The organism is Sphingobacterium chuzhouense (assembly GCF_014692525.1).
GTDB classification, from domain to species: Bacteria; Bacteroidota; Bacteroidia; order Sphingobacteriales; family Sphingobacteriaceae; genus Sphingobacterium; species Sphingobacterium chuzhouense.
The window spans coordinates 1,223,709-1,247,715 of the sequence record NZ_JACNYL010000002.1 but is presented as its reverse complement, the minus strand read 5'-3'; the positions used below and the strand labels follow the sequence as shown (position 1 = coordinate 1,247,715).

17 protein-coding genes are annotated in these 24,007 nt (G+C 42.8%); 10 read left to right on the top strand and 7 right to left on the bottom strand.

The features are described from left to right. Positions 1-12: 12 nt before the first annotated feature. Entirely contained in the window at positions 13-1,377 is a 1,365-nt protein-coding gene (locus H8B21_RS11730; RefSeq protein ID WP_190313927.1) for a RagB/SusD family nutrient uptake outer membrane protein, read from the bottom strand. A gap of 20 nt (positions 1,378-1,397) precedes the next feature. Further along, positions 1,398-4,883 carry a SusC/RagA family TonB-linked outer membrane protein gene (locus H8B21_RS11725; RefSeq protein WP_190313926.1) on the bottom strand — a complete coding sequence of 1,162 codons (3,486 nt, stop codon included), beginning with the start codon at positions 4,881-4,883 and terminating at the stop codon, positions 1,398-1,400. A gap of 207 nt (positions 4,884-5,090) precedes the next feature. Between H8B21_RS11725 and H8B21_RS11720 the strand changes: the two genes are divergently transcribed. Continuing rightward, positions 5,091-5,387, top strand: a complete 297-nt coding sequence (locus H8B21_RS11720) for a hypothetical protein (RefSeq protein WP_190313925.1) — start codon at positions 5,091-5,093, stop codon at positions 5,385-5,387. Here H8B21_RS11720 and H8B21_RS11715 read toward each other — a convergent pair. After that, on the bottom strand, positions 5,358-9,719 hold the full coding sequence (locus H8B21_RS11715) for a translocation/assembly module TamB domain-containing protein (protein WP_449618948.1): 4,362 nt from the start codon (positions 9,717-9,719) through the stop codon (positions 5,358-5,360). The genes H8B21_RS11720 and H8B21_RS11715 overlap by 30 nt on opposite strands. A gap of 30 nt (positions 9,720-9,749) precedes the next feature. Between H8B21_RS11715 and tsaD the strand changes: the two genes are divergently transcribed. The 4 genes from tsaD (at position 9,750) to porM (ending at position 14,302) form a co-directional block, all read left to right on the top strand. Next, positions 9,750-10,751, top strand: a complete 1,002-nt coding sequence (gene tsaD / locus H8B21_RS11710) for a tRNA (adenosine(37)-N6)-threonylcarbamoyltransferase complex transferase subunit TsaD (RefSeq protein ID WP_190313923.1) — start codon at positions 9,750-9,752, stop codon at positions 10,749-10,751. Positions 10,752-10,838: 87 nt separating this feature from the next. Further along, on the top strand, positions 10,839-11,711 hold the full coding sequence (locus H8B21_RS11705; RefSeq protein ID WP_190313922.1) for an energy transducer TonB: 873 nt from the start codon (positions 10,839-10,841) through the stop codon (positions 11,709-11,711). A 204-nt stretch (positions 11,712-11,915) separates the two neighbouring features. Further along, a complete protein-coding gene (gene porL / locus H8B21_RS11700) occupies positions 11,916-12,731 on the top strand; it encodes a type IX secretion system motor protein PorL/GldL (RefSeq protein ID WP_190313921.1) in 816 nt (271 codons plus the stop codon). Between the two features lie 32 nt (positions 12,732-12,763). Then, positions 12,764-14,302: a type IX secretion system motor protein PorM/GldM gene (gene porM / locus H8B21_RS11695; RefSeq protein ID WP_190313920.1), complete on the top strand. Its 1,539-nt coding sequence runs from the start codon at positions 12,764-12,766 to the stop codon at positions 14,300-14,302. Positions 14,303-14,380: 78 nt separating this feature from the next. Here porM and porN read toward each other — a convergent pair whose 3' ends face one another. The 3 genes from porN to H8B21_RS11680 are packed head-to-tail and all read right to left on the bottom strand — an operon-like array spanning position 14,381 to position 17,587. Further along, positions 14,381-15,523: a type IX secretion system ring subunit PorN/GldN gene (porN, locus tag H8B21_RS11690; protein WP_190313919.1), complete on the bottom strand. Its 1,143-nt coding sequence runs from the start codon at positions 15,521-15,523 to the stop codon at positions 14,381-14,383. 42 nt (positions 15,524-15,565) lie between these two features. Then, a complete protein-coding gene (gene porK, locus H8B21_RS11685) occupies positions 15,566-16,864 on the bottom strand; it encodes a T9SS ring complex lipoprotein PorK/GldK (RefSeq protein WP_190313918.1) in 1,299 nt (432 codons plus the stop codon). Positions 16,865-16,894: 30 nt separating this feature from the next. Beyond that, positions 16,895-17,587, bottom strand: coding sequence for a hypothetical protein (locus tag H8B21_RS11680; protein ID WP_190313917.1), 693 nt, complete (start codon positions 17,585-17,587; stop codon positions 16,895-16,897). Between the two features lie 128 nt (positions 17,588-17,715). Between H8B21_RS11680 and H8B21_RS11675 the strand changes: the two genes are divergently transcribed. Beyond that, on the top strand, positions 17,716-18,714 hold the full coding sequence (locus tag H8B21_RS11675) for a 2-hydroxyacid dehydrogenase (RefSeq protein ID WP_190313916.1): 999 nt from the start codon (positions 17,716-17,718) through the stop codon (positions 18,712-18,714). Here H8B21_RS11675 and H8B21_RS11670 read toward each other — a convergent pair. Then, a complete protein-coding gene (locus H8B21_RS11670; RefSeq protein WP_190313915.1) occupies positions 18,701-19,372 on the bottom strand; it encodes a DUF6266 family protein in 672 nt (223 codons plus the stop codon). The genes H8B21_RS11675 and H8B21_RS11670 overlap by 14 nt on opposite strands. Before the next feature lie 517 nt (positions 19,373-19,889). Here H8B21_RS11670 and H8B21_RS11665 point away from each other — a divergent pair. The 4 genes from H8B21_RS11665 to H8B21_RS11650 all read left to right on the top strand — a co-directional run bounded on the left by H8B21_RS11665 (position 19,890) and on the right by H8B21_RS11650 (position 23,945). After that, positions 19,890-20,621: an MIP family channel protein gene (locus tag H8B21_RS11665; protein WP_317170388.1), complete on the top strand. Its 732-nt coding sequence runs from the start codon at positions 19,890-19,892 to the stop codon at positions 20,619-20,621. Between the two features lie 68 nt (positions 20,622-20,689). Next, positions 20,690-22,489 (top strand): DNA polymerase III subunit gamma/tau, encoded by a 1,800-nt coding sequence (locus H8B21_RS11660; protein WP_190313914.1) that lies wholly within the window; start codon positions 20,690-20,692, stop codon positions 22,487-22,489. Between the two features lie 63 nt (positions 22,490-22,552). Then, positions 22,553-23,326, top strand: a complete 774-nt coding sequence (gene rlmB / locus H8B21_RS11655; RefSeq protein WP_165296232.1) for a 23S rRNA (guanosine(2251)-2'-O)-methyltransferase RlmB — start codon at positions 22,553-22,555, stop codon at positions 23,324-23,326. Positions 23,327-23,336: 10 nt separating this feature from the next. Beyond that, a complete protein-coding gene (locus tag H8B21_RS11650; protein ID WP_190313913.1) occupies positions 23,337-23,945 on the top strand; it encodes an HPP family protein in 609 nt (202 codons plus the stop codon). The last annotated feature ends 62 nt before the right edge of the window (positions 23,946-24,007 follow it).

Here is a 24,007-nt window from a genome sequence, read left to right as displayed (position 1 = left end):
CTGCCCTATTTTCTAATATCCTGGGTTTTGCACCAATTCCGGATTGAGCCGGATCTGTTGTGTTGGAAGTGGATAAACAAATCCATTTTCACTATCTAATGTCTCATATTTTTCTAACGCGAGTCCTGTGCGACAGAAATCGAACCACGTTTCACCCTCAAAAAGAAGTTCCCGCTCCTTTTCTTCCTGTACGAAAGTAACGAAGTTATCCACTGAAGTGAAATCTCCTTTTTCTTTCGGAACTCCTGCCCGTGTCAATACTTTTTGGAGTGAATTAAACGCCGCATCGCTTATACTATTGCTTGCCCTAGCTTCTGCTTCCGCATGAATGAGCAGGATTTCTGCCAGGCGGATAATAGGCAGGTTCTGACTTGGTGGAGTTGCGTTAGGGAATTTTCCCATATAGTAACGGTCATTTGATCCCTGAAATATGGAGAAATCTTGTCTTTTATCCCCCTCCTCAAATAGCGCTTGGATAGAAGCATCTTTTACATAGAATAACATACTCGCATTATCATTACTTACCGATGCCAGGGTGTTGGTGGTTTGATCATCAAATTGCAACTCAAAAATAGATTCAGCCGTATTTTCGGTTGACCAGATACTGCCGAAATTGTCGACTAACTGAAAACTCTCAGAATTGATGATTTCTGCGGCTGTACTTGCGGCCAAGGTATAATCGTTTGTAATCGATGCTTGATAAAGGTAAACCTTGGCTAATAGGGATTGTGCTGCGGCCTTTGTCGCTCTACCTTTAGTTGCTTCGGTAGTTTCGTGCGTCTCCGGAAGTTGTGTCACGCTTTCCGTAAGATCTTTTACAAGCTGTTCATAGATGGCGACAGGTTCAGACTGCGGAATAGCTACATCTTCATCCTCTGTAGTAGCAGTCAATTTTAATGGTACGCGACCAAAAGCACGTACCAGAAAGAAATAGTTTAAGGCACGTACAAATTTGGCTTCACCAATAAATTGTGCTCTCTTTTCTTCGGAGATGGTATTTTCGGGCATTTCAGCTACTTGAGCAATAATGTTATTAGCTGCGTTGATGGTTGCATAGATTCCCTGCCATGCGTTGGCAATCCATGGGTTGGTCGCGGTGACGTCGTGTGTTTTGAAATTTTCATATTCTGGAAATATGGCGGCATGGGAAACATGGCCAGCTGAGAACTCGGGTACAATGACCATCGTCTGTCCATAAGTAAACGAGCTCGTCATGGTACGGTACATGCCAATTGCAGCGGAATTAGCATTGGTTTCCGAATTGAAATAGCTATCGTTGGTAACTTGCGCAAGTGGTTCGCGGTCGAGGAAACTCTCACAGGATGTAGAACTTGCAAGTAATATAGCGGCGAAAAAAAATTTATATAGCGTGTTCATAAGTGTATGCATTTAATAGATTAGAAAGATAAATTAACCCCTGCGGTAAATATGCGTGGCTGCGGATAACTTCCGTAGTCATATCCATAGATAAGCCCCGTATTGGCACCGCCATGACTGGAACTTACTTCGGGATCAAAACCACGGTATTTGGTGAATACATACGCATTTTGTACGGTAACATAAGCTCTGAGTTTGTTCACTTTCAATCTTTCTGTAACGGATTGTGGTAAGGAATAGCCTAATGTAATGTTACGCAAACGAAAGAAGGAACCGTCTTGGACAAACCTATCGGAAATGGCTCCGTTATCAAAACTTCCCGGACTAGGACGAGGAACATCAGTAACGTCGCCCGGTTGACGCCAGCGATCCACCCAATCGATAAAGGCATTTGAACTGGCATTATATCCTTCTAAGCCTGAAGCTAACGTATAATTAAACATGTCGTTACCATAAGAAAATTGCCCCATCACACTAAAATCGAAATTCTTATATTGAAAAGTATTCGTGATACCACCGAAGAAATCAGGGTGTGGATTGCCGATGATCTGTCTATCTTGGTCATCAGTTGGTGTTGTTGGCTGACCGTCTTTGTCCTCATAATCGATCATACCTGTTTGCGGATTAACGCCAATCATTTTCCAACCGTAGAAGGAACCGAGGGGTAAACCTTCCTGCGCAATGTTTAAGTTGCCAACACCGCCTAAAATATTATCCACCCCGGCGGGTAAAGCTAAGACCTTATTTCGGTTGAAGGTCATATTTAAAGAAGTGGACCACTTAAAATCACCGATCAAATTACGCGTGGTCAACTCGAATTCAAACCCCTTGTTTTCAATATCACCAGAGTTGGTAAACCGGTTGATATAACCCGAGTTGGTCAGAATAGGTACGCCGATAAGCAGGTCGGAAGTTTTCTTATGGTAATAATCTGCTAAAATCGAAATTCTATTATCGAATAATCCTACATCAACACCGATATCAGCTTGTCTCGTTGTCTCCCATTTGAGGTTTCGGTCACCTAAAACGGATGGAATAAAACCGGGCATGCCCAAATAGTTGTTCCCTCCTGCATAAAGGGAGTAGCTGGCGTAGTTTCCGATGTTCTGGTTACCGGTAATACCCCAACTGGCACGCAGTTTCAGGTCACTGATAATAGGAAGGTCTTGTATGAAATCTTCTTCCAAAACACGCCATGCCGCGGCAAAAGAAGGGAATGTCGCCCAACGGTTATCCCTGCCAAAGCGGGAAGATCCGTCCGTACGCAGATTGGCAGTTAAAATATATTTTCTTTTATAATTGTAATTTATCCGTGTGAAAGCGGAGGCGATAGCCCATTCTTCTGGATACGCATCAGCCCGCATGATAACCCCACCGGCATTGATATGTTCGATATCGTTGGAAGGGAAGTTGGAACGTTGTCCATGAACAAATTCCAGTCGGGATTCCTGTACTGAAAATCCACCTAGGGCATTGAATTCGTGATCGCCAAACTGCTTGTCAAATGTTAAGGTTGTCTCGTTGATCCAAAGCTGGTCGCGTGTGTTGCGGCGTGCGCCGATACCGCCTTGGCTTGCAAAGGAGCGAATTCCATTTGGTGGCATGAAAAATGTCTCATCGATAAAACTGATATCCGTTCCGAAACTTGTTTTCAATGTGAGTGACGGAATAAATTGATATTCGGCACTTACATTTCCCAATACGCGCCATGTTTGTGCGTTATTGACCGGTAAATTGAGCATAGCGACCGGATTTTCCCGTGATAAGCTGACTTCGTCATAAACGTAATTTCCATTAGCGTCATATACCGGGAGGTTGGGAGGTGAAAAGATACCTGTTTTCGTAGGTCCTTCTTTTGAGTTTTCTTCCTGGATACGGTCATTTTCGGCACGTGTGATGTTGATTGCCGTGGCAAACCGTAGTTTATCATTGTGCTGGTGATTGAGGTTTATGCGGCCGCTGATTCTGTTGAAATCGGAGTTGAGCATAATCCCACCTTGTCGCATATAGCCCAATGAGGTGTAATATTGCGTTTTTTCACTTCCCCCACTAGCCGCTAGCTCGTAGCTTCGAGTGCCAGCTTTTCGGAACATGGCATCTTGCCAATCGGTATTGATGTTTGGATTAGATAATATTTGATCCGGTATAGTTGATTCGGGATCGTCTTGCTGCCTGAAGTAATAATAATCTCGCATGTAGTCTTGGTACTGTGCCGTATTCATCATCTCATACTTGCGTTCGGACGGCATTTCAGAAAATCCTTCGTACATGTTAAAATGGAATTGGCTTGTACCGGCGTCTCCTTTTTTGGTCGTGATGAGAACGACGCCATTAGCTGCTCTCGCACCGTAAATAGAAGAGGAGGCGGCATCTTTTAATATTTCGATAGATTGTACGTCGGAAGGATTTAATGAGGAAAGAACATTTATACCCTGTGTACCGCCACCAAAGTTGAAATCTGAACCGCCAGTGAAGTTTGTCGTACTGTTTACCGGGATCCCGTCCACAACGTATAGTGGATCGGAACTAGCATTTATCGAGGTGGTACCGCGTACCCGGATGCTCAGTCCGCCGCCTGGTGAACCGGATTTCTGTGTCACCTGGACGCCGCCGGCTTTTCCCTGGATAGCTTGCGGAATACTGGGAAGGACTTCGTTTTCGATTTCATCGGCTCCTATACTGGATACCGAACTGGCCAACGTGGCCCGCTCCATAGTTCCATAACCTACGGCCACAACTTGTACGGATTCGATCGTTTTAGATTCTTCGCTTAGCAATACATCTATTTTTTCTCTATTGTTGAGTGGTTCCTCGTATTCTTTATAGCCAACAGCACTAAATACCAATATATCGCCTGCATTTGCTGGTATACTGAATTGGCCTTGTTCATCCGTAGCCGCCGAAGTTGGCTGTCCCTTTACGGACACCGTAACACCTGTTATAGGCCCATTTTTGTCGCTAACCGTACCTTGGACGGAGCTTTGTGAATTCGCTGTAGAATCAGTTGATGTCATGGGTGTTGTTGGCGAAACGGGGGACGTCTGCGATGCAGCAGTAGTATCCGTAACGGTAGTATCCGTAAGGGTGGTATCCACCGTGCCGGATACAGAATCCTTTGCCACCGCCGAGTCCGCTTCGGCTATTTTTAATACGACATGTATCTCGCTCCGGTTATTTACAGGCTCTTCGTGTCGTGCGAAATCTGTTTTATTAAAAATCAGTGAAGCATCTGGCTTCACCTCCAATGTAAATAAGCCTTGATCGTCGGTTACCGCGTTGACAGTTTCTCCTTTTACCGAGACTATGGTGCCTGCTATAGCATGGCTGCCCCCATCTTTGACGGAACCCTGTACAGTAATCAGGGAATCTTGTGCACCAGGAGATGTTATCCAAAATAAGTCGGAATTATCGAAAATTTTTTTGGAAGAAAGATGAGCGTTGTTTGAGGAGAAGGCCCAACAGGGGACAAACAATAACAAGGAAATAGCATAAAGGGTGTGTTTCATAGGGGGTATCGATTTACGTTCAGATCATTTGTTTTATTTCTGTTCACATAGTGTAACAAACAACTAGTTTTAATAGTTCTGTGTCTATAATAATTTTGTTACAAATACGTAACACTAACGTGTCTTTGGGGAGAAATAGTATTTATTTTAGGAAAAAGACGTAATTTGTTGGGAAAAAATGATTGTATATTTGTAAGTGAAGCAACTATGACCTACGACGAATTTATATTTTCGATTGAGCATGCTGACATTGTTCCTGATAAATTGAACGTCCATTTACAGGCACTTTGGTATGATGCAAAAGGAGATTGGCAAACAGCCCATGATTTAATTGATCATCTGGAGGATCGTACCTCAGCACATGTACATGCTTATTTGCATCGTGTAGAAGGCGATTTATGGAATGCGCGTTATTGGTATAACCGTGCGAAACAGCCGGAATATAAAGGCGATTTGAAAGACGAGTGGGAACGGTTAGTGCGAGCGCTCATTCCAAAGCCATAACTTTCGCCAAAATTCAGATAGAGAATTGAATTCCTGTCGATAAACGACACCCATGGCACTGATATAATCGCTATATGGAGTAAACAAGAAATTTCGCGTATTGAGTCTATTGTATGCTCTTAATACGAGGTTTCCATCTTGACGTAAACGGAATGTTACCTCTGCATCGGTAGCTATTTGGTCCGAGAAGAGCATGAGGTCGTTGAGCTGATTTTGGCTACGGTCTGTAACACCGCCCGTAAATACCAAGCGGTCGTCGAAAAACCGTAAGGAAGCGGAAGCATCGTTGAAGGAGCGGATATTGAGATCCAGAAAGTTCATGTTGAGGGACTGGGAGATGATGCTGTTCAGTTGATTGAACGCAATTTCAGTACCCGCCGATAGAAGTGTGTTGTTGACTTCCCTGCCGAATTCCTGCGTCGATGCCGGCGTGAAGCTACGCCGGACGATGAGACTAATAGCTTGTTGATTGACGTTATTGATATCGCTCAAATAACCTTGAAGTTCATCTTTGATATAGGGTGTCTGTGGAAAATTAAGGTCGAAAGAAACATCCGGTTGTGATAATGTACCTTTTAATATCATGTCCGCCTGTGCCAGGATTCGATCATTGTTTTCCGCTCGACCAGCCGCATTGTATAGGGGAGCAATCGATGTCCGTTGCTGGTAGGTCGCGCTCAGATTAATGGTCGCTTCGGCGGGATTACCTGCCCATCGGATAGTTCCCCCTTCTTTCAGATCAAAGAACTTATTAAAGAAATCTTGTGCGGTAAAATGGAATTTTCCTGAGATAACATGATAGTCACCGAACATCTCAAAATCACCCAAACTCGATATACGCAATGAAATATCGCCCGTACCAACACCTGTTAAAGAGCCGATATTGTTTTCCAGATTAATTTCAGCATCCGGTGTCACCGTAATATCCATATTCATGGTCAAACCTTGGAAAAGCCGTTTAGAGACTGGTGTTTCCTGTTCAGCAGAATCTGGATTGACGAAATAGATAAAGTCGTTATCGTTTACTTTCAATGACGTATTAAAAGGGAGCGTGATAACGGTATTAGGATTCGGACGTACATCAATATCCATAACCATTGCACTCGTCGGGCCGTTAAAACGGAAAGCACCCGAAGCGTATGCCGTCCCAAAAAACAGCTCGTTATCTTTTCGAGCGGTGTTTAAGATCTGGAAGTTATCTGCCGTAACGTGGATAGCTAATGTCGGGTCACTGAGCGTATTAAGATTGATTTCTCCGTTTGCTCTCGCTGCGGCATTCCGAGCGTCGTTTAACAGCAAATCGTTTAAAAAGATTGTATTCTGTTGAATAAGTGAATGCTGATTAGAGATACTGTATTTCGTTTGCAGGTGGTTGACAAAAAAAGACGCTTCCTTGATATGAGCTGTTCCGTTGATTTTTGGTTGTCGAATAGTACCGTTTATTGTCACGTCACCGCTCATGGTGCCGTATAGATTGGAAACGAGTGTACGCAGGAACGGTTGTACTACGCCCAAATCTATATCTTTGACAGTTCCTTTTAGGTGTAGCGCTTCATCTTCGGAATTAACGTCATACGAGCCACTAAGCGTAATGCCATCACCATCTACATCCAATAATTGTGAACGGAGTTGTACGAGCCCGGTTTGCGGGTCAAAATCGGCATTCACCTGTAGGTTGCCAATAGGAAGATTGTTATAAATGATCGGTGTAGTGGAAATGTTTGCGGACAGTGTTGGCGAACCAAAGACGGAATAGACCTGTAACTCACCACTAAGATGTCCAATCAAATCGATACCTAGCGGCCGCGTGATTCCTGATAATGAAGCCAGACTAAAGTCTTTAAAAGCGATATCAAGCTTATCGTCTTCATTGGAAAGGATGCCGTTTAGACTGACTTCCTGGCGATCTCTGGAAACATGCAGGTTGTTTAGATAAAACTTGCCTTTAGAAACACGGAGATCTGCGTCTTGGTTTATCTCCCACGACTCATTGTTCAAAACAATCTCCGATTGGTCAAATCGGATATTGGCAGGCTGATTATGGGCAAAATGTATGTTTCCGTTTAATTTAAGATAATTCGGGCGATTCGTTTCAGAGAGCGAGATATGAAAGGTCAGACTGTCGTTTGCCAGTACGTTGTTGATGGCAATATGATCGACATAGGCAGAGTCCGAAAAGCTAAAACGATCGGCTGTTACATCCAAAGAAAAAGCCTGGTTGTCCGCATTTTCCGTAAGGGCAAGGTTGGTGATTTTCATGCCCTTGTAGGTCACCACGGGGCTAAAAGCCTCAAAATTTGCTGTATAATGATTAGACGAAAATTTCGCCGTCAGATGTGCACCGTCTTCCAGTTCTAAGTTGGGATCGAACAGTGCAGATATAGGTGCAAAGGATTTGACATCGACATGCAAATCAAAGTTCTGTGGGTTATAGGGTTGTATTTCAAGATTGATTGCCGGGGCATAACGCATAGCGAGTGACCGAAAATAAGCGCCTATAGTGGATAAATCAATTTGCCCCGACATCACGCCATCAACGACGTCAGACTTCAGGGTTAGCTTTTTGGATTGCTCGTCACCTTCCGATTCAAAATCTAAATAGTTCATAACAAAATTGCCTCTTGTCGTGCTGAACTGTATATGATCGGAGGCAATATGTCCGTTTAAGGAATTCAATGAGTTTCCGTGCAGTTTTGCCTGAATATTGGATTGGCTCACGACAATACTGTCTTGGAGATAAAGGTGCAATCTTTTTAGGTCCAGGTGTGCTATTGTAGAATTAAATTCGTACATCGGAATGGAATCTTGCCAATCGACCTCGCCACTAAAGTCCAAAACAGCATTTCGGTCATCAATTTCGCCGCTAGCATATAAAATCTCGTCCAGCATCTCTCCTTCAAATTCGATGTGTCGATAGGGATAGTTTTTGAAGAGAAGATTCGATAAATGACCGTGTGTCGTTAATTGTAATGTTTTTGCATCTGTTCCTTTACCATCAAATTGAAGGTCAAATCCCGTTGTTCCGATTTCTTTGGAGCGTATGAATTTTCCCAAATCAAAGGACGTGGCTGTCGCTTTGCCGGTATATTGCAGCGTTGGTTTTATAGTAACGGTGCTTTCTGTGGAAAGCGCACCTAATGCCGTTGTAGCAGTTCCATCCACATCAAAAAGATAATAGTATCCGTTAAGTGTGCCTTGGTACCCTACTGTTTCCAAAAGATGCAATTGATCCGGAAGGGAAAATGAAGATTGATTGGACAGTGCCGGTACAAGTTCTTCGACATCTTTTGCCGAGGTCTGTAAATTCGCCAGTGCAAAATGGAACCTCGTTTGTTCAATATCCGGCAGACCGTCGATCGTAAAATCGCCTTGCAGGCTGGTTTGTGTTCCAGTCTTTAGATGCACATCACGTGCCTTCAGATGTTCGACCGTCCCGGATACGGAAGCTTGGACGATATCTGTCGTAAACCGGACGTTTACCATATCGGGGGCAAAAAACTCTATATCGCGTGAATCTACAAAAGCATTGTTAAGTGTGCCTTCGATTCCTACTTTTTTGATGAAATCCGAGAAGTCAGCGAAACGATCGTAATAGAAAGCAAGGTGGTTGCCTACTTTGGAGCGATTGGTATGAAGCACAAGATCCGTAAATTCCATCTTCGTATTGGATACATAAGACTTTGCACTAAATTCTTGAAGGTATAGTCCGCTTTTTTCTTTGAAGGTGAGGTCTTGTACATCCGCGTGCATGGTTGTATCGTTATAGCGGATGGCTTTAAAATCCCCCGAAATATCGGTTAAATCTAAATCACTAAAATCTACACCTCGATTATGGTGATTGAAACGATGGTCGGTCAGCTTGAAACGATTGTTGTGCAAGGTGAGGCGCTGCAAATCCAACCGCATTTTAGTCGTTTTCGGTGTTTGCTCTTGCTTCTTGGGTGAAAAGTAATCAATCAGGAAACTAACATTGGTGCTATCCTTATATACTTCGTAATTAATAAAAGCACTGTCTAACGTAACATGCTGGATACCGATTTGCCTGTTCCATATTTTTATCAAAGAAATGCGGGCGGTTGCACTTTTAGCCGATAGCAACGTATTCCCGTTTCGGTCGTTGATGAAAAAATTATGTAATTCCAATGCGCTAAAAGGTTTGAAATAAACCTTCTCCAGCGATATATCTGTTTGTAGCTCTTCACTTAGATAGTTGGCGACCTTTTTCGTCACATAAGTTTGTATCGCAGGATAGCGTAACAGGAAAACAGCCAATACCGTTAGCAAGACGATGCTAAGCAGGGTAATCAGCGTTATTTTAAGTATTTTTTTGATATTTTTGTATTCTATTTAAACATTTGTGCAATGGCTGTTATCCTCGGTATCGAGTCTTCCTGTGATGAAACTTCTGCCTCTATATGTATAGACGGTGAAATTAAATCAAATATTATTGCTGGTCAAGCAATTCATGCAAAATATGGAGGTGTGGTACCCGAATTAGCATCGCGTGCACATCAACTACATATCATCCCGACTGTGGATGAAGCCATTCAACAGGCAAAAATACATAAAAATGATATTGATGCAGTGGCTTTTACACGAGGACCTGGACTTTTAGGGTCGCTTTTGGTCGGGACGTCTTTCGCTAAATCGTTTGCACTGGCCCGTCAGATTCCACTGATTGAAGTTAATCACATGCAAGCGCATATCCTTGCTCATTTTATAGAAGAACCGAAACCCAGCTTTCCTTTTCTTTGCCTTACGGTATCAGGTGGGCATACGCAGATCGTACTGGTGAAAGACTATTTTGATATGGAATTGCTCGGACAGACGCTCGATGATGCTGCTGGAGAAGCTTTTGATAAAACAGCCAAAATACTGAACTTACCGTATCCAGGAGGTCCGCTAATCGATAAATATGCGCGCGATGGAAATCCGGACGCCTATAAATTACCCGAGCCACAAATTCCAGAATTAAATTTTAGTTTTTCAGGTCTCAAAACCGCTATTTTATATATGGTGCAGGCAGAAGAGAAAAAGAATCCCGATTTTTTAGCGGAAAATATGGCTGACGTCTGTGCTTCGGTGCAACAGCGTATCGTTTCTATTTTATTGAATAAACTAAAGAAAGCGACGAAACAAACGGGTGTACTGGATATCGCGATCGCAGGGGGGGTATCTGCCAACTCCGGGCTTCGTCAAGGCTTGCTAGAGATGGGGAAACAATACGGTTGGAACGTATTTATTCCTAAATTTGAATATTGTACCGACAACGCTGCTATGATTGCCATTGCAGGATACCATAAATATCTACAGAAAGAATTTGTCGGTCAAGATATCGCGCCGTTGGCCAGGATGCACGTGTGAGATAAACATTACTAGCCAAATTTTTTATGGAATTTTTACGTTGTTGTCATCATGAAAGAAAAGATGTAAACCTTAACACTTTTCGTTATGTGGAACAACAAATTAGATATTTATGAGAAAGAATGGCTGGATGTTGTTTTTTCTTCTCGCAACCAAACCTATGGTGCGTATGATTTAAGACGTCAATCTGCCGCGGCCACGAATAAAGCCCTCCTTACGGTCGTTTTCGCTGTTGCCTTACTCGTAGGCGGAAAATATGCGTACGACCGCATGCCGGGTACGACCTCGGTGCCAATGATTGAAAACCATACGCCCGTCACAATTGAACAATTGGCAATTCCCGAACCTCCGAAAGAAGAGGAAGTAATCCTTCCTGCGGAACAACCTGTCCAAAAGATTGCACAAGATCCACCTGCGCAGGATCTGATCCGTTTTGTAGAACCTGTGGTAACCGATCGTAATAGGGTGGTAGAAGACGTTGCTTCGCAAGATGATTTGAAAGACAAGATGACTGCTCGACTTACGCTTAAAAAAGTGGACGGCGGTTCTTTTGTTGCAAAGGGTGAATTTGGACCTACGAAAGAACTGGGAAATATCACCGGAAAAGCCTCAGGTGATCCCGATGGGGGCATATTAAATAACGGGGAGCCGTTCGTGTCGGTAGAGGTTATGCCGGAGCCAGTCGGCGGTATGTCTGCGTTTGTGAATTGGGTAGGGAAGAACTACACGTATCCAGATAGAGCGTTGGAACAAGGAATTAAAGGAAGCGTAATCGCTACGTTTGTCGTGGAAACAGATGGCTCTCTAACGGATATTACGATCTTGAGGGATATTGGATTCGGTACAGGCGACGAGGCTATCCGTGTGCTAAAAAAAGCATCAAAATGGAAACCCGGCGTCCAGAACGGGCTCCCCGTTCGGGTAAAATATACGTTGCCAATTAAATTGAGCACGTTTTAAACACCAAAAATCGTTTTTAGTTATCGTTCTGAACGCAATGAAGAATCTTATCCCGCCGATCGTAATTTGTGGTATTTTTATTGCTAGTACTTTGGGATCGTTTCGATATACGAGTTATGAAAAGTAATATTTATGAATCAAATCGCGTTTTAATTCATAAATCGTTATCGACGTATCATCGTGCTACTAAAAATTGATAAAAATATGAGCGTAAAGAAAAAAGACAATTCAAGATGGTTACACGTTGCTATCTCTTGGGGAGCTAGTATCGTTATTGTTGGTGTTCTGTTTAAAATACTTTATATAGGGGGCTCGTTCGCCAACTATATGATCGGTATTGGTTTAGCGGTGGAAGCCTTTCTATTTTTTTTAATGGGATTCAATCCACCTCCAAAAGAGCCCGCATGGGAGAGGGTATATCCTGAATTGGATGAGAATTACGCCGGAGAGCTGCCGCAACGTTCTGTTGCACTTAGTCATCAACCGGCAGGACCATCAGCCACAGAGGCATTAGATAAAATGTTTGCGGATGCAAAGATAGAACCTGCAATGATTGAAAATCTGGGGAGGGGCTTGCGTGATTTTGGTGATAAAGTTTCTGCTATTAACCAAATATCAGATGTATCGTTTGCGGCAAATGAATTTACGGAGAAATTGAAATATGCGAGTTCGAAATTTGATAATCTCAGTATGGCTTTTGAAAAAGCTTCTGCCAATCTCGTAGCCATGTCCAATACGAATATGGATACCGAAGGTTATCATAAACAAGTACAGAGTCTCACAAACAACCTGAAATCGTTGAACGAGATGTACGAACGGGAATTACGTGATTCGGCATCCCATCTGCAATCCATGAATCAATTCTATGAAAGCTTAAGTTATACAATGAAAAACTTCAATGAATCCTTAGATGACTCGAAGGTATTTAAGGAAGAAGTGAACAAGTTGGCTAAGAACCTAGCTGCTTTGAATACCGTATATGGCGGTATGTTGACGGCGATGAATCAGCCACGTGTGTAGGAAAAATCATTTTATAACAAAAAAGGAAAAGAATGGCTTACGGAAGAGAGACTCCAAGGCAACGCATGATCAATATTTTATATTTGGTATTGCTCGCCTTACTCGCATTGAATGTACCAAACTCCATATTAGACGCTTTTAAGAATATCAATGACAGTCTTGAAGCATCTAAGACCAATGTCGACAACTCTGTCGAACAGTTGTTTGCGGCATTTGAGAGTACAAAACTAAAAGAAGAACCGGAACGGGCGAAACCTATCTATGAACAGGCTAAACAGGCTCGCGCAGTTGTCGATGAACTAGATCAATATATTAACGAATTGAAACAGGAATTTGAAAAACAAGGTGGTGGATACGATGAAGATACAGGCGATTTGGTTCGACGTGAGAACGCAGATATTGCGCCTCACCTTATGATTAACGGAAAAAGAGGGGCGGAATTAAAGGAGAAAATAAATAGTACGCGTGAAAAATTATTGTCATTATTAAATGAAGATGACCGACAGTCTGTTTCATTTTCATTGGAGGCGCAAGATCCCGAGAAGGGCGTCAATGGGAAAAGGAGATGGGAAGAGATTAACTTCGGCAGTGGAACGCCTCTGACGGCTGCTATGACTACGCTGACTAAAATACAAGTTGATGCACAGAATGCAGAATCTGATGTTGTGAAACTTATTTTGGGCAAAATGGATCAAGCTGTGGTAAATTTGGATAAGTTTGCGGCAGTTGCGGTTGCGCCGACGTCCTATTTGATTCAAGGACAGCCTTACACTGCTGAGGTTTTCCTAACGGCGTCCGATTCAAAATCACAACCAACCATTACGGTCAACGGAACACCATTGAATGTCGTGGACGGAAAGGGAGTGTATACAGTTCCGACCAATCAAGAAGGTGTTTTTAAATGGTCTGGAGTGATTAATGTTAAACAGACGGACGGTACTGTTAAGGAATATCGTACACCGGAACAAATCTATCAGGTTGCAAGACCATCGGCGGTTGTTTCACCGGATAAAATGAATGTGCTCTATATCGGTGTCAGCAATCCACTGTCCGTTTCTGCTCCGGGTACACCGACGGATAAGATCCGGGTCAGCCTGAATGGTGGCGGTGGCAAGCTTTCCGGTTCAGGTGGTAAATATAATGCTACGGTTAGCTCGCCAGGCACGGCAACAGTTTCTGTTTCGGCGGAAGTAGCGCCAGGCAGAGTACAAACGTTGAGCACAACAGAGTTTAGGGTGAAAAGAATACCGGATCCGATTGCCAAATTTGGAGGAAAGACAGGAGGTAATATGGCGACTGTGGCACTTAAGGCTCAAAACGCTGTTTTTGCAACGTTGGATAACTTTGATTTTGACGCTAAATTTAAGGTCACTAAATTCAGTATGATTATCGCCAAACCAAGGGCAGATGCCATCGTACTTTCTACTAATGGAGGAACGTTAAGTTCCAGCATGAAAACGGCCTTAAACGGAATCGTTCCGGGTACCAGAGTAATATTTGATAATATTATCGCAGTTGGGCCTGACGGATCTCCGAGACAATTGAATGCCGTCGCGTTAACGGCTAACTAACATTCAAAGGCAATAAACGAAAAAATGCCGCTCATTTTTTGAGCGGCATTTTTTCGTTTATTATATTTACTCTTTATCTTATTCCAACCCTTCTGTTTCTTCTATAGGCTGCTGTTGCTGTTCCGGAGTTTGTTGACTTTCTGTCTCCAACCCTGTTTCTTCTTCAGCAGTTGTTGTTGGCGTTGTACTTGATGGATTGCTGGTCGATGGCGTATTGTTTTGTCTTCGCACCGGTGGTTGGTAATTTTCAAGCTCTTCTTGATTTATACCTTTTGGGGCAGACCAAAGCCTCTCCTTATAAGTTTCCAATTTATCTTCGATTTGTTGAGCCTCCTGCAGTTGTTGTAAAGCGTTTTCTGCATATTGTGCTTCTTGACGCATCGCGCTAGGAGAAGATTCGCGGATAATGGTACTTGCAAACTTCCGTTGAACAAAAAGGTCATCCATACTCATGTCATAAAGACCCCTGTCGGGATCAGAAACATCAACCTTTACCAGCGTATAGCGCAATTGAGGGAAATACAACCAGAATGCCGGTGTTGAACCTACCGATTCTGCAAGCTCTGCGGAAGAAGAAATATCCATTAATGGTGCTACACCGATAATGCGTGTCTCTAGACGGCCGCGCTGTTTGTCGAAGAAAATATCTTCTTTGATTCTGAATTTGGTGACACGTTCGGGGTTAAATTCATTCAATGCCATTTGTGCATCGATCTGATTCCCTTCCTCGTCAAAAATTGGAACTAATACGCTATCTGCAAAACGCGCGACGCCTTCGCTCGCGGTCATTTTTGTTTTGAAAGAATCATCTTCCGGACTGTAAGGCGTTAATTTTCCTTCGTTTATTCCTTTCATGATGGCCTCAATTAAGGATGCGCCCGGAATGGCATAGATATAATTTTCTTCATTGGACAGGTCGATGTCCCTCCAAACCCGTTTGTAAAAGCGGATATTTTTCATATTCACTTTAGGATAAGCAAATGGAACGGCATCTTCTAGGTTGTTTGCCTGATAGAAACCATCCGTGACGGGGATCGTATCCATTAATACCTCCTGATTGGCTGTATCATAAGAAAGTGCATTTTGTTCGTTCCCTAAAAATACGTCCTGTTTGAGCGTATCCATCCTAGTGGTATTCTGTTGAGGTGGAATATCGACTTCCTGTTGCGCCATGAGGTGATTAACCCCAAGTAGTAAAGCCGCTGCTATTAAAATTTTCATTTCTGCTAATTTTATGTTTAATATACCTTCTTAACCTTCTAATTAATATCTCCTGGTTTTAACTTGTTGCGTCGGCATTTCTACTGCAGACATAACACAGCGGAAACCGATGTATGAATGTGGTTCATAGTCTACCACATAGTTACGGGTTTCGCTGTTTAACTGTTCGCCGTTATCTTTCCATGAACCTCCTCTTACTACTTTTCTTTTCAAGGCGTCGCTATCACTTTCGTTTGCATCGTATAATAGAACCGGATTCAAATCGTTGACGAAAGCAATAGCAGAGGGGCTATAGGCATCCAATGTCCACTCTGCTACATTTCCTGCCATATTGTAAATACCAAAAGCATTTGGAGTATACGATTTTGCTGGAACGGTAAAGGTTGCCCCATCTTGTGAGTAGGTACCTTCTCCTTGCTTGTAATTAACGGCCAATTTCTTTTTACCTTCTTTACCATCAATTGTTAGGCGAGTTCCCGATATCGTGTCCCGTGGATCGAGCTTTCCTTCGGCAGCATATTGCCACTGTGCTTCTGTTGGTAAGCTAAAGGTGAGATGATAACCACTCAAATAAGAATTGTTCATGATATTAGCCATCAACTCTTTTCCGCGCCAGTCTGTATAAGCACGTGCCTGTTTCCAATTAACGCCGACTACCGGATAATAATCAAACGATTCATGTGTAAAGTAATTGGCATCCATGGAAGCTAACTGTGCATTGGGGAAATCCTCAGACCAAATGTCTTCTGTGGGCATTACCGCAACGGTATCGGTTACATATTCGGTTTCTGTACGTCCGTTTGATCTCAAATAGGAAAACCGATATTTAACAACTTCGGGGTTTAGTGTTCTGCGCGAACCTTTCATAGCAAGCATAGGTGCAAGTTGTTCCTGAATAGTAGGGTCATTACTGCGCCATATTGGCGACACGCGCTTTACCCGTTTCCAGTTAATGCGGCGTTGCCCATCTTCACCGGCAATGTCCAAGAAATACTGGTCATCGTTTAAATAATCTGTTATCGCGACAGAATCCGCCACCCAGTTGACGAATTGGCGGTATTGCTTGTTGGTGACCTCTGTTTCGTCAATAAAGAATGCACTAAGACTGACGTTTTTACCCACATCTCCACTATCTAAGGAACCTTTGTATAAAATTGTTCCCGATGGAACGTATACCATACCCGGAGGAGCAGGGAGTTTACCGCCTCTAAAAGCGGATACTTTTGGAGCATTATAGAAATTGTTTGATTTACAAGCCGCGACGACTATCAATGATGTTAACAGAGCGATAACAACAGTCCGAGGCTGGGATAATCTGTGTCTCAAATTCTTCTTATTCATTATACTAAATTTATAAGCTATGGGTTGATACTAATTACGATTAAACAAGGCTAATTTTACACCTAAAGAAAGATAGGAATACTGGTCCATCTTACTATTAATAACACCGTCAACATTATCTTTGGGAAGCAAGGATTGCTGATAATTGATGTTGATCGCCCAACGCGGCCCATAAAGTGTCCGCCCGATAGGTATATCCAACCCGATGTTGAAAGGGATTGCCAATTGATGGGAATTTAAATCTTCCGAAATTTCCCCACCTATATTTTCAATAGATGCCCTATAGCTACCATCTATACGATGATTGATGTTGTTTTTCATTACTCCCACACCGGCTCCTACATAGATGTTGGCGAGTATCTTGCTGAATGTACTGGCACCTAGTGTATAATAGCTATAGTTGGGTGGAAGGGATAGAAACTGGCCGAGTCGGACTTTCGCATTGGCGTTGATGGCGTGATAGCGATTTTCAAAGTCGCTGTTCCAGCCCCACGCGCTTAACATTCCTTTTTCTCCTTTAACTCCGACAGAGATAAAGGGGGTTACCAGTCCTTCTGCTTCTATGTAGCCCGCAAATCGCGTGTCGGTATTTCCTAGATCGGCCCATACCATCGTACCGCCTGCACCGGCACCCACGCTTATAGGGCGGGAAAACTGAGCAAAAACAGATTGTGTTGAGAAAAAAACAAATAAAACAAAAGCGGAAAATATACCTTTTTTCATGTTTGTGTATTGAATTATTAAATGTCCCGTAGTTTATCAACTACATAAAAATCGATACAATGAAAGCAATTATCCTGCCTTAATTGTAATATTGCATTTTTTTTGTTCTTTTTTCTATATTTAGCACTATGAAGATAGCTTTCTTTTCAACCCAACCTTATGACCGTGTGTTTTTCAACCGTGAAAACCCAGATGGACGTTTCGAATATCAGTTTTATGAAACACATTTGGGTCCCCACATCGTGCAGGCCGTAACTGATGTAGATGCAGTATGCGTTTTCGTCAACGATCGTGTGAATCGGGAAGTGATCGAAGTGCTGGCTTCGCGTGGCGTGAAGATAGTGGCTTTGCGTTGTGCTGGTTTTAATAATGTAGATTTAGATGCAGCACGTGAATTTGGTATATCTGTATGCCGTGTGCCAGCCTATTCTCCGGAAGCAGTGGCAGAACATGCTATGGCGATGCTGCTCACGTTGAATCGTAAAACGCATAAAGCCTACAACCGGGTGCGAGAACAAAATTTTTCGTTAAACGGTTTATTAGGTTTCAACCTTCACGGAAAAACAATTGGTGTTGTTGGAACCGGGAAGATCGGCAAGGCCTTTTGTCGGGTAGCAAAAGGGTTTGGCTGTAAATTACTCGCTTTTGATATCTATGAAGATGAACAACTAAAGGAAATGGGCGTGTCGTATGTTGATATGGATACGTTATACAGGTCTTCCGATATTATTTCGCTCCATTGTCCGCTAACGCCTGAGAACAAACACATGATTAATAACACGTCCATACAACAAATGAAAGATGGGGTTGTGGTGTTAAATACCAGTCGAGGGGCGTTAATCGATACATCGGCAGTAATCGACGCGTTAAAAACACGCAAAATCGGTGGTCTTGCTCTTGATGTGTACGAGCAGGAAGAGAAATTGTTTTTTAAAGATTTAAGTGGTACCATCATCGAAGATGATACGATTCAACGGCTGATGAGTTTTCCAAATGTATTGGTCACCGCCCATCAGGCATTCTTTACGGAAGAGGCTTTGACACAGATAGCTGGAACGACACTTAGAAATATCGAGGAATTGCTCTCAGGACGTACACCGTCTAATGAACAAGCTATAGTGGTGTAGACTCTTTTACAATTTTACCTAAATATATACTGTCGGTGCTGATGTTACTGCCATCGGACGCAAGAAATGCCAGGTAAACGTGATAGGCTGCATCCTTAGGTGCTTGTGCTATAGACATAATCTGTTCCCCATCTTCCAAATAACTATCTTGTAAAACGCCGGCTGTATTTATACGGTCTACACCATCATCGGGGTAGAGTAGTGCTATGCACCGAAACATTCTGTCTCCGTGCTTCTGTCTGAAGTCGGTATCCACTTGCCAACGTATAGTAACTTGCCCATCCTCTTGATCGATCTCAACATGGGAAACCGGTGAGGGTAATCCTCGGCTTATAGCAAAATTTTCGTAATCCAGACGGTATTGTTCGTCTTCGACAATAACGCTTTCCCGTAGGTTATAAGACATCGCAGAGTTATGTCCGGTACGATTTGGCGCATACTGCATAAAGCCCAAACGAACAAAACGAACAATAGGTGATAAGCATTCTTGCATAAAGGCAAACTTGCTCTGGTTCCTCCGCTGTCCTGATGTGGGTTTTCGATTTTTCTTTATTCGGGGAAGGCTTCTTACATAATAAATGTCTTTCCATTTACAAAAAACAGACGGACCTACTTTGCCCGAAACAGTACCGTTAATACCATTCTTAACTCTTGCCATGATCTAGAGAATTTATAATTATGCTATTAAGATAGGGAATAATCAAGTATATTCCAAATACTGAAGTAATAATTACTTTATATTTTAAACATATATAATTAGAAGTTTAATCGTATCTTTTCCGATTTTATCCGAATAATATCCGAACAAAGTCCGAATGATACCCTTATAAGATCCTATTTATTTGTTAATTAGAAGATAAGTTGAATTAAGGCTTAATACAAGTGTGTTATGGAAAAAACAAGATTAATAGTTAAGAAGTAATTGTCTGATCCACTTTATTTTATTTTTTTGCTAATTTTCGTACAGTAAGGTTTTTTCAACTACAATCTATATCGTAATTAAACTACAAAAAGGACACGCTTAAAAGCGTTTAAATCCATAATATCATAACTTATTGATTATAAGGCTCTCTAATGGGTGTCGCATGGACGCTACAAGAATTTTTTTCGATAGTATACCAATCCATTCGAAGCATTAATTTAGGGCTTTACTAATTTAAAATTTTAACTATTATATGATGGAAGTGAAGATGTCTTCGAAATTTATCGCCGAGTTAATTGGTACTTTTGGCTTGGTTCTTTTTGGCTGTGGTGCTGCAGCTATTGCAGGAGTGGATACCATGGCGGGATTATCCGGATTAGGATTACTGGGCATATCTATGGCATTTGGTCTTTCCGTTGTCGTTTTTGCTTACGCCATTGGTGGTATTTCAGGTTGCCATATCAACCCCGCAGTCACAATCGGTGTGCTGTTGGCAGGTAGAATGCCAGCGAAGGACGCTATTGTATATATCATTGCACAGTGTCTGGGGGCTCTTCTCGGCGCATTTGTCCTACAACAGATACTAGGCGGGCAGTTGGCAGGCTTTACGGCTGGCGAATGGGCCTATGGCGCCAATGGTTGGGGCGCAAAATACCAAAGTGAGTACGGAACAACAGCGGCTTTCATTACCGAGACCGTTTTGACTTTTATTTTTCTGTTCGTCATCTTGGCTACGACGTCTAAAGTTGGCAACAGCACAATGGCCGGTTTGGCAATCGGATTTACACTTTTGCTGATCCACATGGTTGCTATCCCAGTCACAGGTACCTCTGTTAATCCTGCACGCTCATTTGGCCCCGCTATTCTGGCCGGTGGACAAGCATTATCTCAGCTGTGGTTATTTATTGTTGCTCCGATTCTAGGAGCGGTAATAGCTGCCATGGTATGGAAAGTGACAGAGCCGAAAGGTGATACGATAGCATAGCCACGAAATGTTGAAAATAAACCGCTCCATAGGAAGTTTAATTTTCTTAAAATACTTATCTTCGTGCAATGGATAATTTTATTGTTTCAGCACGGAAATATCGCCCCGTTACCTTCGACTCTGTTGTTGGCCAGCAGCATATTACCAGCACGCTCAAAAATGCCATTCACAATAATCAATTGGCGCAGGCTTTTTTGTTTTGTGGACCGCGTGGTGTCGGTAAAACAACGTGCGCGCGTATTTTAGCGAAAACAATAAACTGTGAGCATATCAGTGAACAGGCGGAAGCCTGTGGCACTTGCGAGAGCTGCAAATCTTTTCAACAAGGGAACTCTTTTAGTATCCACGAATTAGATGCAGCATCTAATAACTCCGTGGACGACATCCGTAGCTTGATTGAGCAGGTTCGTATCCCACCACAGGCCGGCAAATACAAGATTTATATCATTGACGAGGTGCACATGCTTTCGCAGGCAGCTTTCAATGCATTTTTGAAAACATTGGAAGAACCTCCTTCGTATGCTATTTTTATTCTGGCAACGACAGAGAAACACAAGATCCTCCCTACTATACTTTCCCGTTGTCAGATATTTGACTTCAACCGGATCAGAGTAGAAGATATGGCGAATCATCTCGCTTCCATTGCACAAAAGGAACAGATAACTTTCGAGCCGGATGGACTGCATATTATTGCACAGAAGGCTGATGGAGGGCTTCGGGATGCACTATCCATGTTTGACCAGATTGTCAGTTTCTCGAATAGAAATATCACCTATCAAACCGTCATCGATAATCTCAATATTCTAGATTACGATTACTATTTCCAGTTGATGGACAGTGTCTCGGCAGAGGATGCCGCACAAGCGTTATTGATTTTTGATAAAGTATTGAACAACGGTTTCGATGGCGGCCATTTTATTAGTGGACTGGCAACACATATTCGTAATTTATTGGTGTCCAAAGAGCCTGCAACGCTCAAGTTATTGGAAGTAAGCGAAAACATTAAACGTAAATACGTGGATCAGTCGCAGGCACTTAGCTCTGGGCTGTTGCTTTCTGCGTTGAACATTGCCAATCAGTGCGAAATCCATTACAAAAGCAGTAAAAACCAACGCCTACAAGTAGAGTTAGCACTATTAAAGATGTGTCATATCGCGTCGGCCATTTTATTGGGTAAGCAAGGAAGTTTTACACCGGCCGCTGCTACGACAGAGGTAAAAAAAAAACTCCCTGACACAAGTATAAGCCATCCAACGGCTGTAGCCAACAGTGTTCCTGCTCCCAAACCCGTATCTTCTGTCAAAGAACCTGCACCTATACAGGCTCTAAACAGTAATCCGGCGCCGGTTGTGGAAAATACGGCTGTGACAACAGAAAAAACAGCTGTAAAAAAGGGCTGGGGAAAGATCTCTACTTCGGTGAATGTACCCAACTTAAATACCATATTTGAGGATAAGGCGGAAGCTGATACGGATGAACCAGACCTTGTTCAAGGTAATGAGTTCCGGGAAGTTACTTTCAACGCATTTATTTCACAATGGAATGCCTTTGCGGATGGTTTGAAACAAACAAACCGCATAACGCTATATACAATTATGACGGCTAATCCTCCGCGTTTAAACGGTGTCATGATTGAGGTGGATGTGGAGAATGCGGTGCAAATGGATGAGCTTAAATTAGGTAAAATAGATATTTTAAATTATCTGCGGGTTAAACTTCAAAATTTTTCACTTGACCTAACGGGTATACAAGTGGAAGTTACCAAGGTCAGAAAACCATATACTTCCGTAGAAAAATACCAGGCAATGGTTTCCAAAAACCCTGCGCTGGAGACACTTCGTAAAGCATTTAATCTGGGATTGAGTTAAATACACCTTTCTTTTGTTATCTTTGCCCAAAATTGTTCATTATAATACGCCAACTAATAAAATATGCGAAACTTCCAACACAGGGAACGAGGGGAAAAGCGAGAATCAAACCAAATGGTATTCGGTATCCGTGCCGTCATTGAAGCGATTGATAGCGGCAAGGAAATTGAATCATTATTTGTACAGCGAGGGTTGAGCGGCAGTCTCTTCTTGGAATTAAAATCTTTGTTGAAAGAGCATAATATCGGGTATCAACAGGTGCCCATTGAAAAGCTAAACCGCATTACGCGGAAAAACCATCAAGGCGTTATAGCGGTGATATCACCGATTACTTATCAACATGTCGAAGACCTATTACCCACTATCTATGAGAAAGGGGAAACACCCCTTTTGTTGATGTTGGACGGTGTAACCGATGTACGCAACATGGGAGCTATTGCACGTACGGCGGAATGTGCTGGAGTCCATGCGATTATTGTTCCTAAAAAAGGATCGGCGGAGATCAATCCGGATGCGATCAAAACGTCAGCCGGAGCGCTATATAAGATTCCGGTATGTCGCGAAGACGCATTGGGACGTACGGCGCGTTTCCTTATCGAATCGGGTGTACAGCTGGTTGTCGGGACGGAGAAGACACAAGATTCCGTTTACGATGTGGATTATACGGTACCCACCTGCATTGTTTTAGGTGCTGAAGATGTTGGTGTATCAGATGACTTGATTCGTGTTTCGGATAAACTGGCGAAAATACCGATGTTTGGTGAAATCAAATCCTTAAATGTATCAGTCTCGGCAGGCATTGTTATCTATGAGGCTATACGGCAACGTCATAAATAGTTTGTAATAGTTGAAAAAACAGATTTATAGGCAGTTACGGGTGTATCGATATGTTTTCTATCGCGAAACGCTCGTTGATCCCCGGGAACATTTTTGGTCTTTTGTCGGCGCTTTTGTCGGCATTTTTATTATCGCTTTTACGCAATCTCTACACTTGCCAACGTTGGAGAACGTATTTTTAATCGGCTCATTCGGAGCTTCTTCGGTTCTGGTGTATGGAGCCATACAAAGTCCGCTGGCACAGCCACGAAATCTTGTTGGGGGGCATGTGGTATCCGCACTTGTTGGAGTCACCGTTGCTCGGATACTACCCGATATTATATGGCTTACCGCTCCTTTGGCTGTAGCTTCTTCTATCGTTTTTATGCAGATGACCCGTACACTTCATCCACCCGGCGGTGCTACCGCATTGATCGCGGTGACCGGTGGTACCAAAGTTGCTTCCTTGGGTTACTGGTATGTATGGAGCCCGGTGTTGTCCGGAGCGCTGATCTTATTGCTCACGGCACTTGTATTCAATAACATCACTGCTAAACGTCATTATCCGGTTAAATATTCGCGGTTACGCCGGTCTCGAAGAAGACATTTAAAGGCTAAAAGGCTTGGGGAAAGGCGTTAAGCTTTTCTGTAGAATAGAAGAAAGAAAAAAGCCGGATTTTCATTTAGAAAATCCGGCTTTTA

What these genes read in the sequence shown, in the direction of transcription:
- H8B21_RS11730 (WP_190313927.1), bottom strand. Translation starts at nt 1,377, where the DNA reads ATGAACACGCTATATAAATTTTTTTTCGCCGCTATATTACTTGCAAGT.
- H8B21_RS11725 (WP_190313926.1), bottom strand. Translation starts at nt 4,883, where the DNA reads ATGAAACACACCCTTTATGCTATTTCCTTGTTATTGTTTGTCCCCTGT.
- H8B21_RS11720 (WP_190313925.1), top strand. Translation starts at nt 5,091, where the DNA reads ATGACCTACGACGAATTTATATTTTCGATTGAGCATGCTGACATTGTT.
- tsaD (WP_190313923.1), top strand. Translation starts at nt 9,750, where the DNA reads ATGGCTGTTATCCTCGGTATCGAGTCTTCCTGTGATGAAACTTCTGCC.
- H8B21_RS11705 (WP_190313922.1), top strand. Translation starts at nt 10,839, where the DNA reads ATGTGGAACAACAAATTAGATATTTATGAGAAAGAATGGCTGGATGTT.
- porL (WP_190313921.1), top strand. Translation starts at nt 11,916, where the DNA reads ATGAGCGTAAAGAAAAAAGACAATTCAAGATGGTTACACGTTGCTATC.
- porM (WP_190313920.1), top strand. Translation starts at nt 12,764, where the DNA reads ATGGCTTACGGAAGAGAGACTCCAAGGCAACGCATGATCAATATTTTA.
- porN (WP_190313919.1), bottom strand. Translation starts at nt 15,523, where the DNA reads ATGAAAATTTTAATAGCAGCGGCTTTACTACTTGGGGTTAATCACCTC.
- porK (WP_190313918.1), bottom strand. Translation starts at nt 16,864, where the DNA reads ATGAATAAGAAGAATTTGAGACACAGATTATCCCAGCCTCGGACTGTT.
- H8B21_RS11680 (WP_190313917.1), bottom strand. Translation starts at nt 17,587, where the DNA reads ATGAAAAAAGGTATATTTTCCGCTTTTGTTTTATTTGTTTTTTTCTCA.
- H8B21_RS11675 (WP_190313916.1), top strand. Translation starts at nt 17,716, where the DNA reads ATGAAGATAGCTTTCTTTTCAACCCAACCTTATGACCGTGTGTTTTTC.
- H8B21_RS11670 (WP_190313915.1), bottom strand. Translation starts at nt 19,372, where the DNA reads ATGGCAAGAGTTAAGAATGGTATTAACGGTACTGTTTCGGGCAAAGTA.
- H8B21_RS11665 (WP_317170388.1), top strand. Translation starts at nt 19,890, where the DNA reads ATGATGGAAGTGAAGATGTCTTCGAAATTTATCGCCGAGTTAATTGGT.
- H8B21_RS11660 (WP_190313914.1), top strand. Translation starts at nt 20,690, where the DNA reads ATGGATAATTTTATTGTTTCAGCACGGAAATATCGCCCCGTTACCTTC.
- rlmB (WP_165296232.1), top strand. Translation starts at nt 22,553, where the DNA reads ATGCGAAACTTCCAACACAGGGAACGAGGGGAAAAGCGAGAATCAAAC.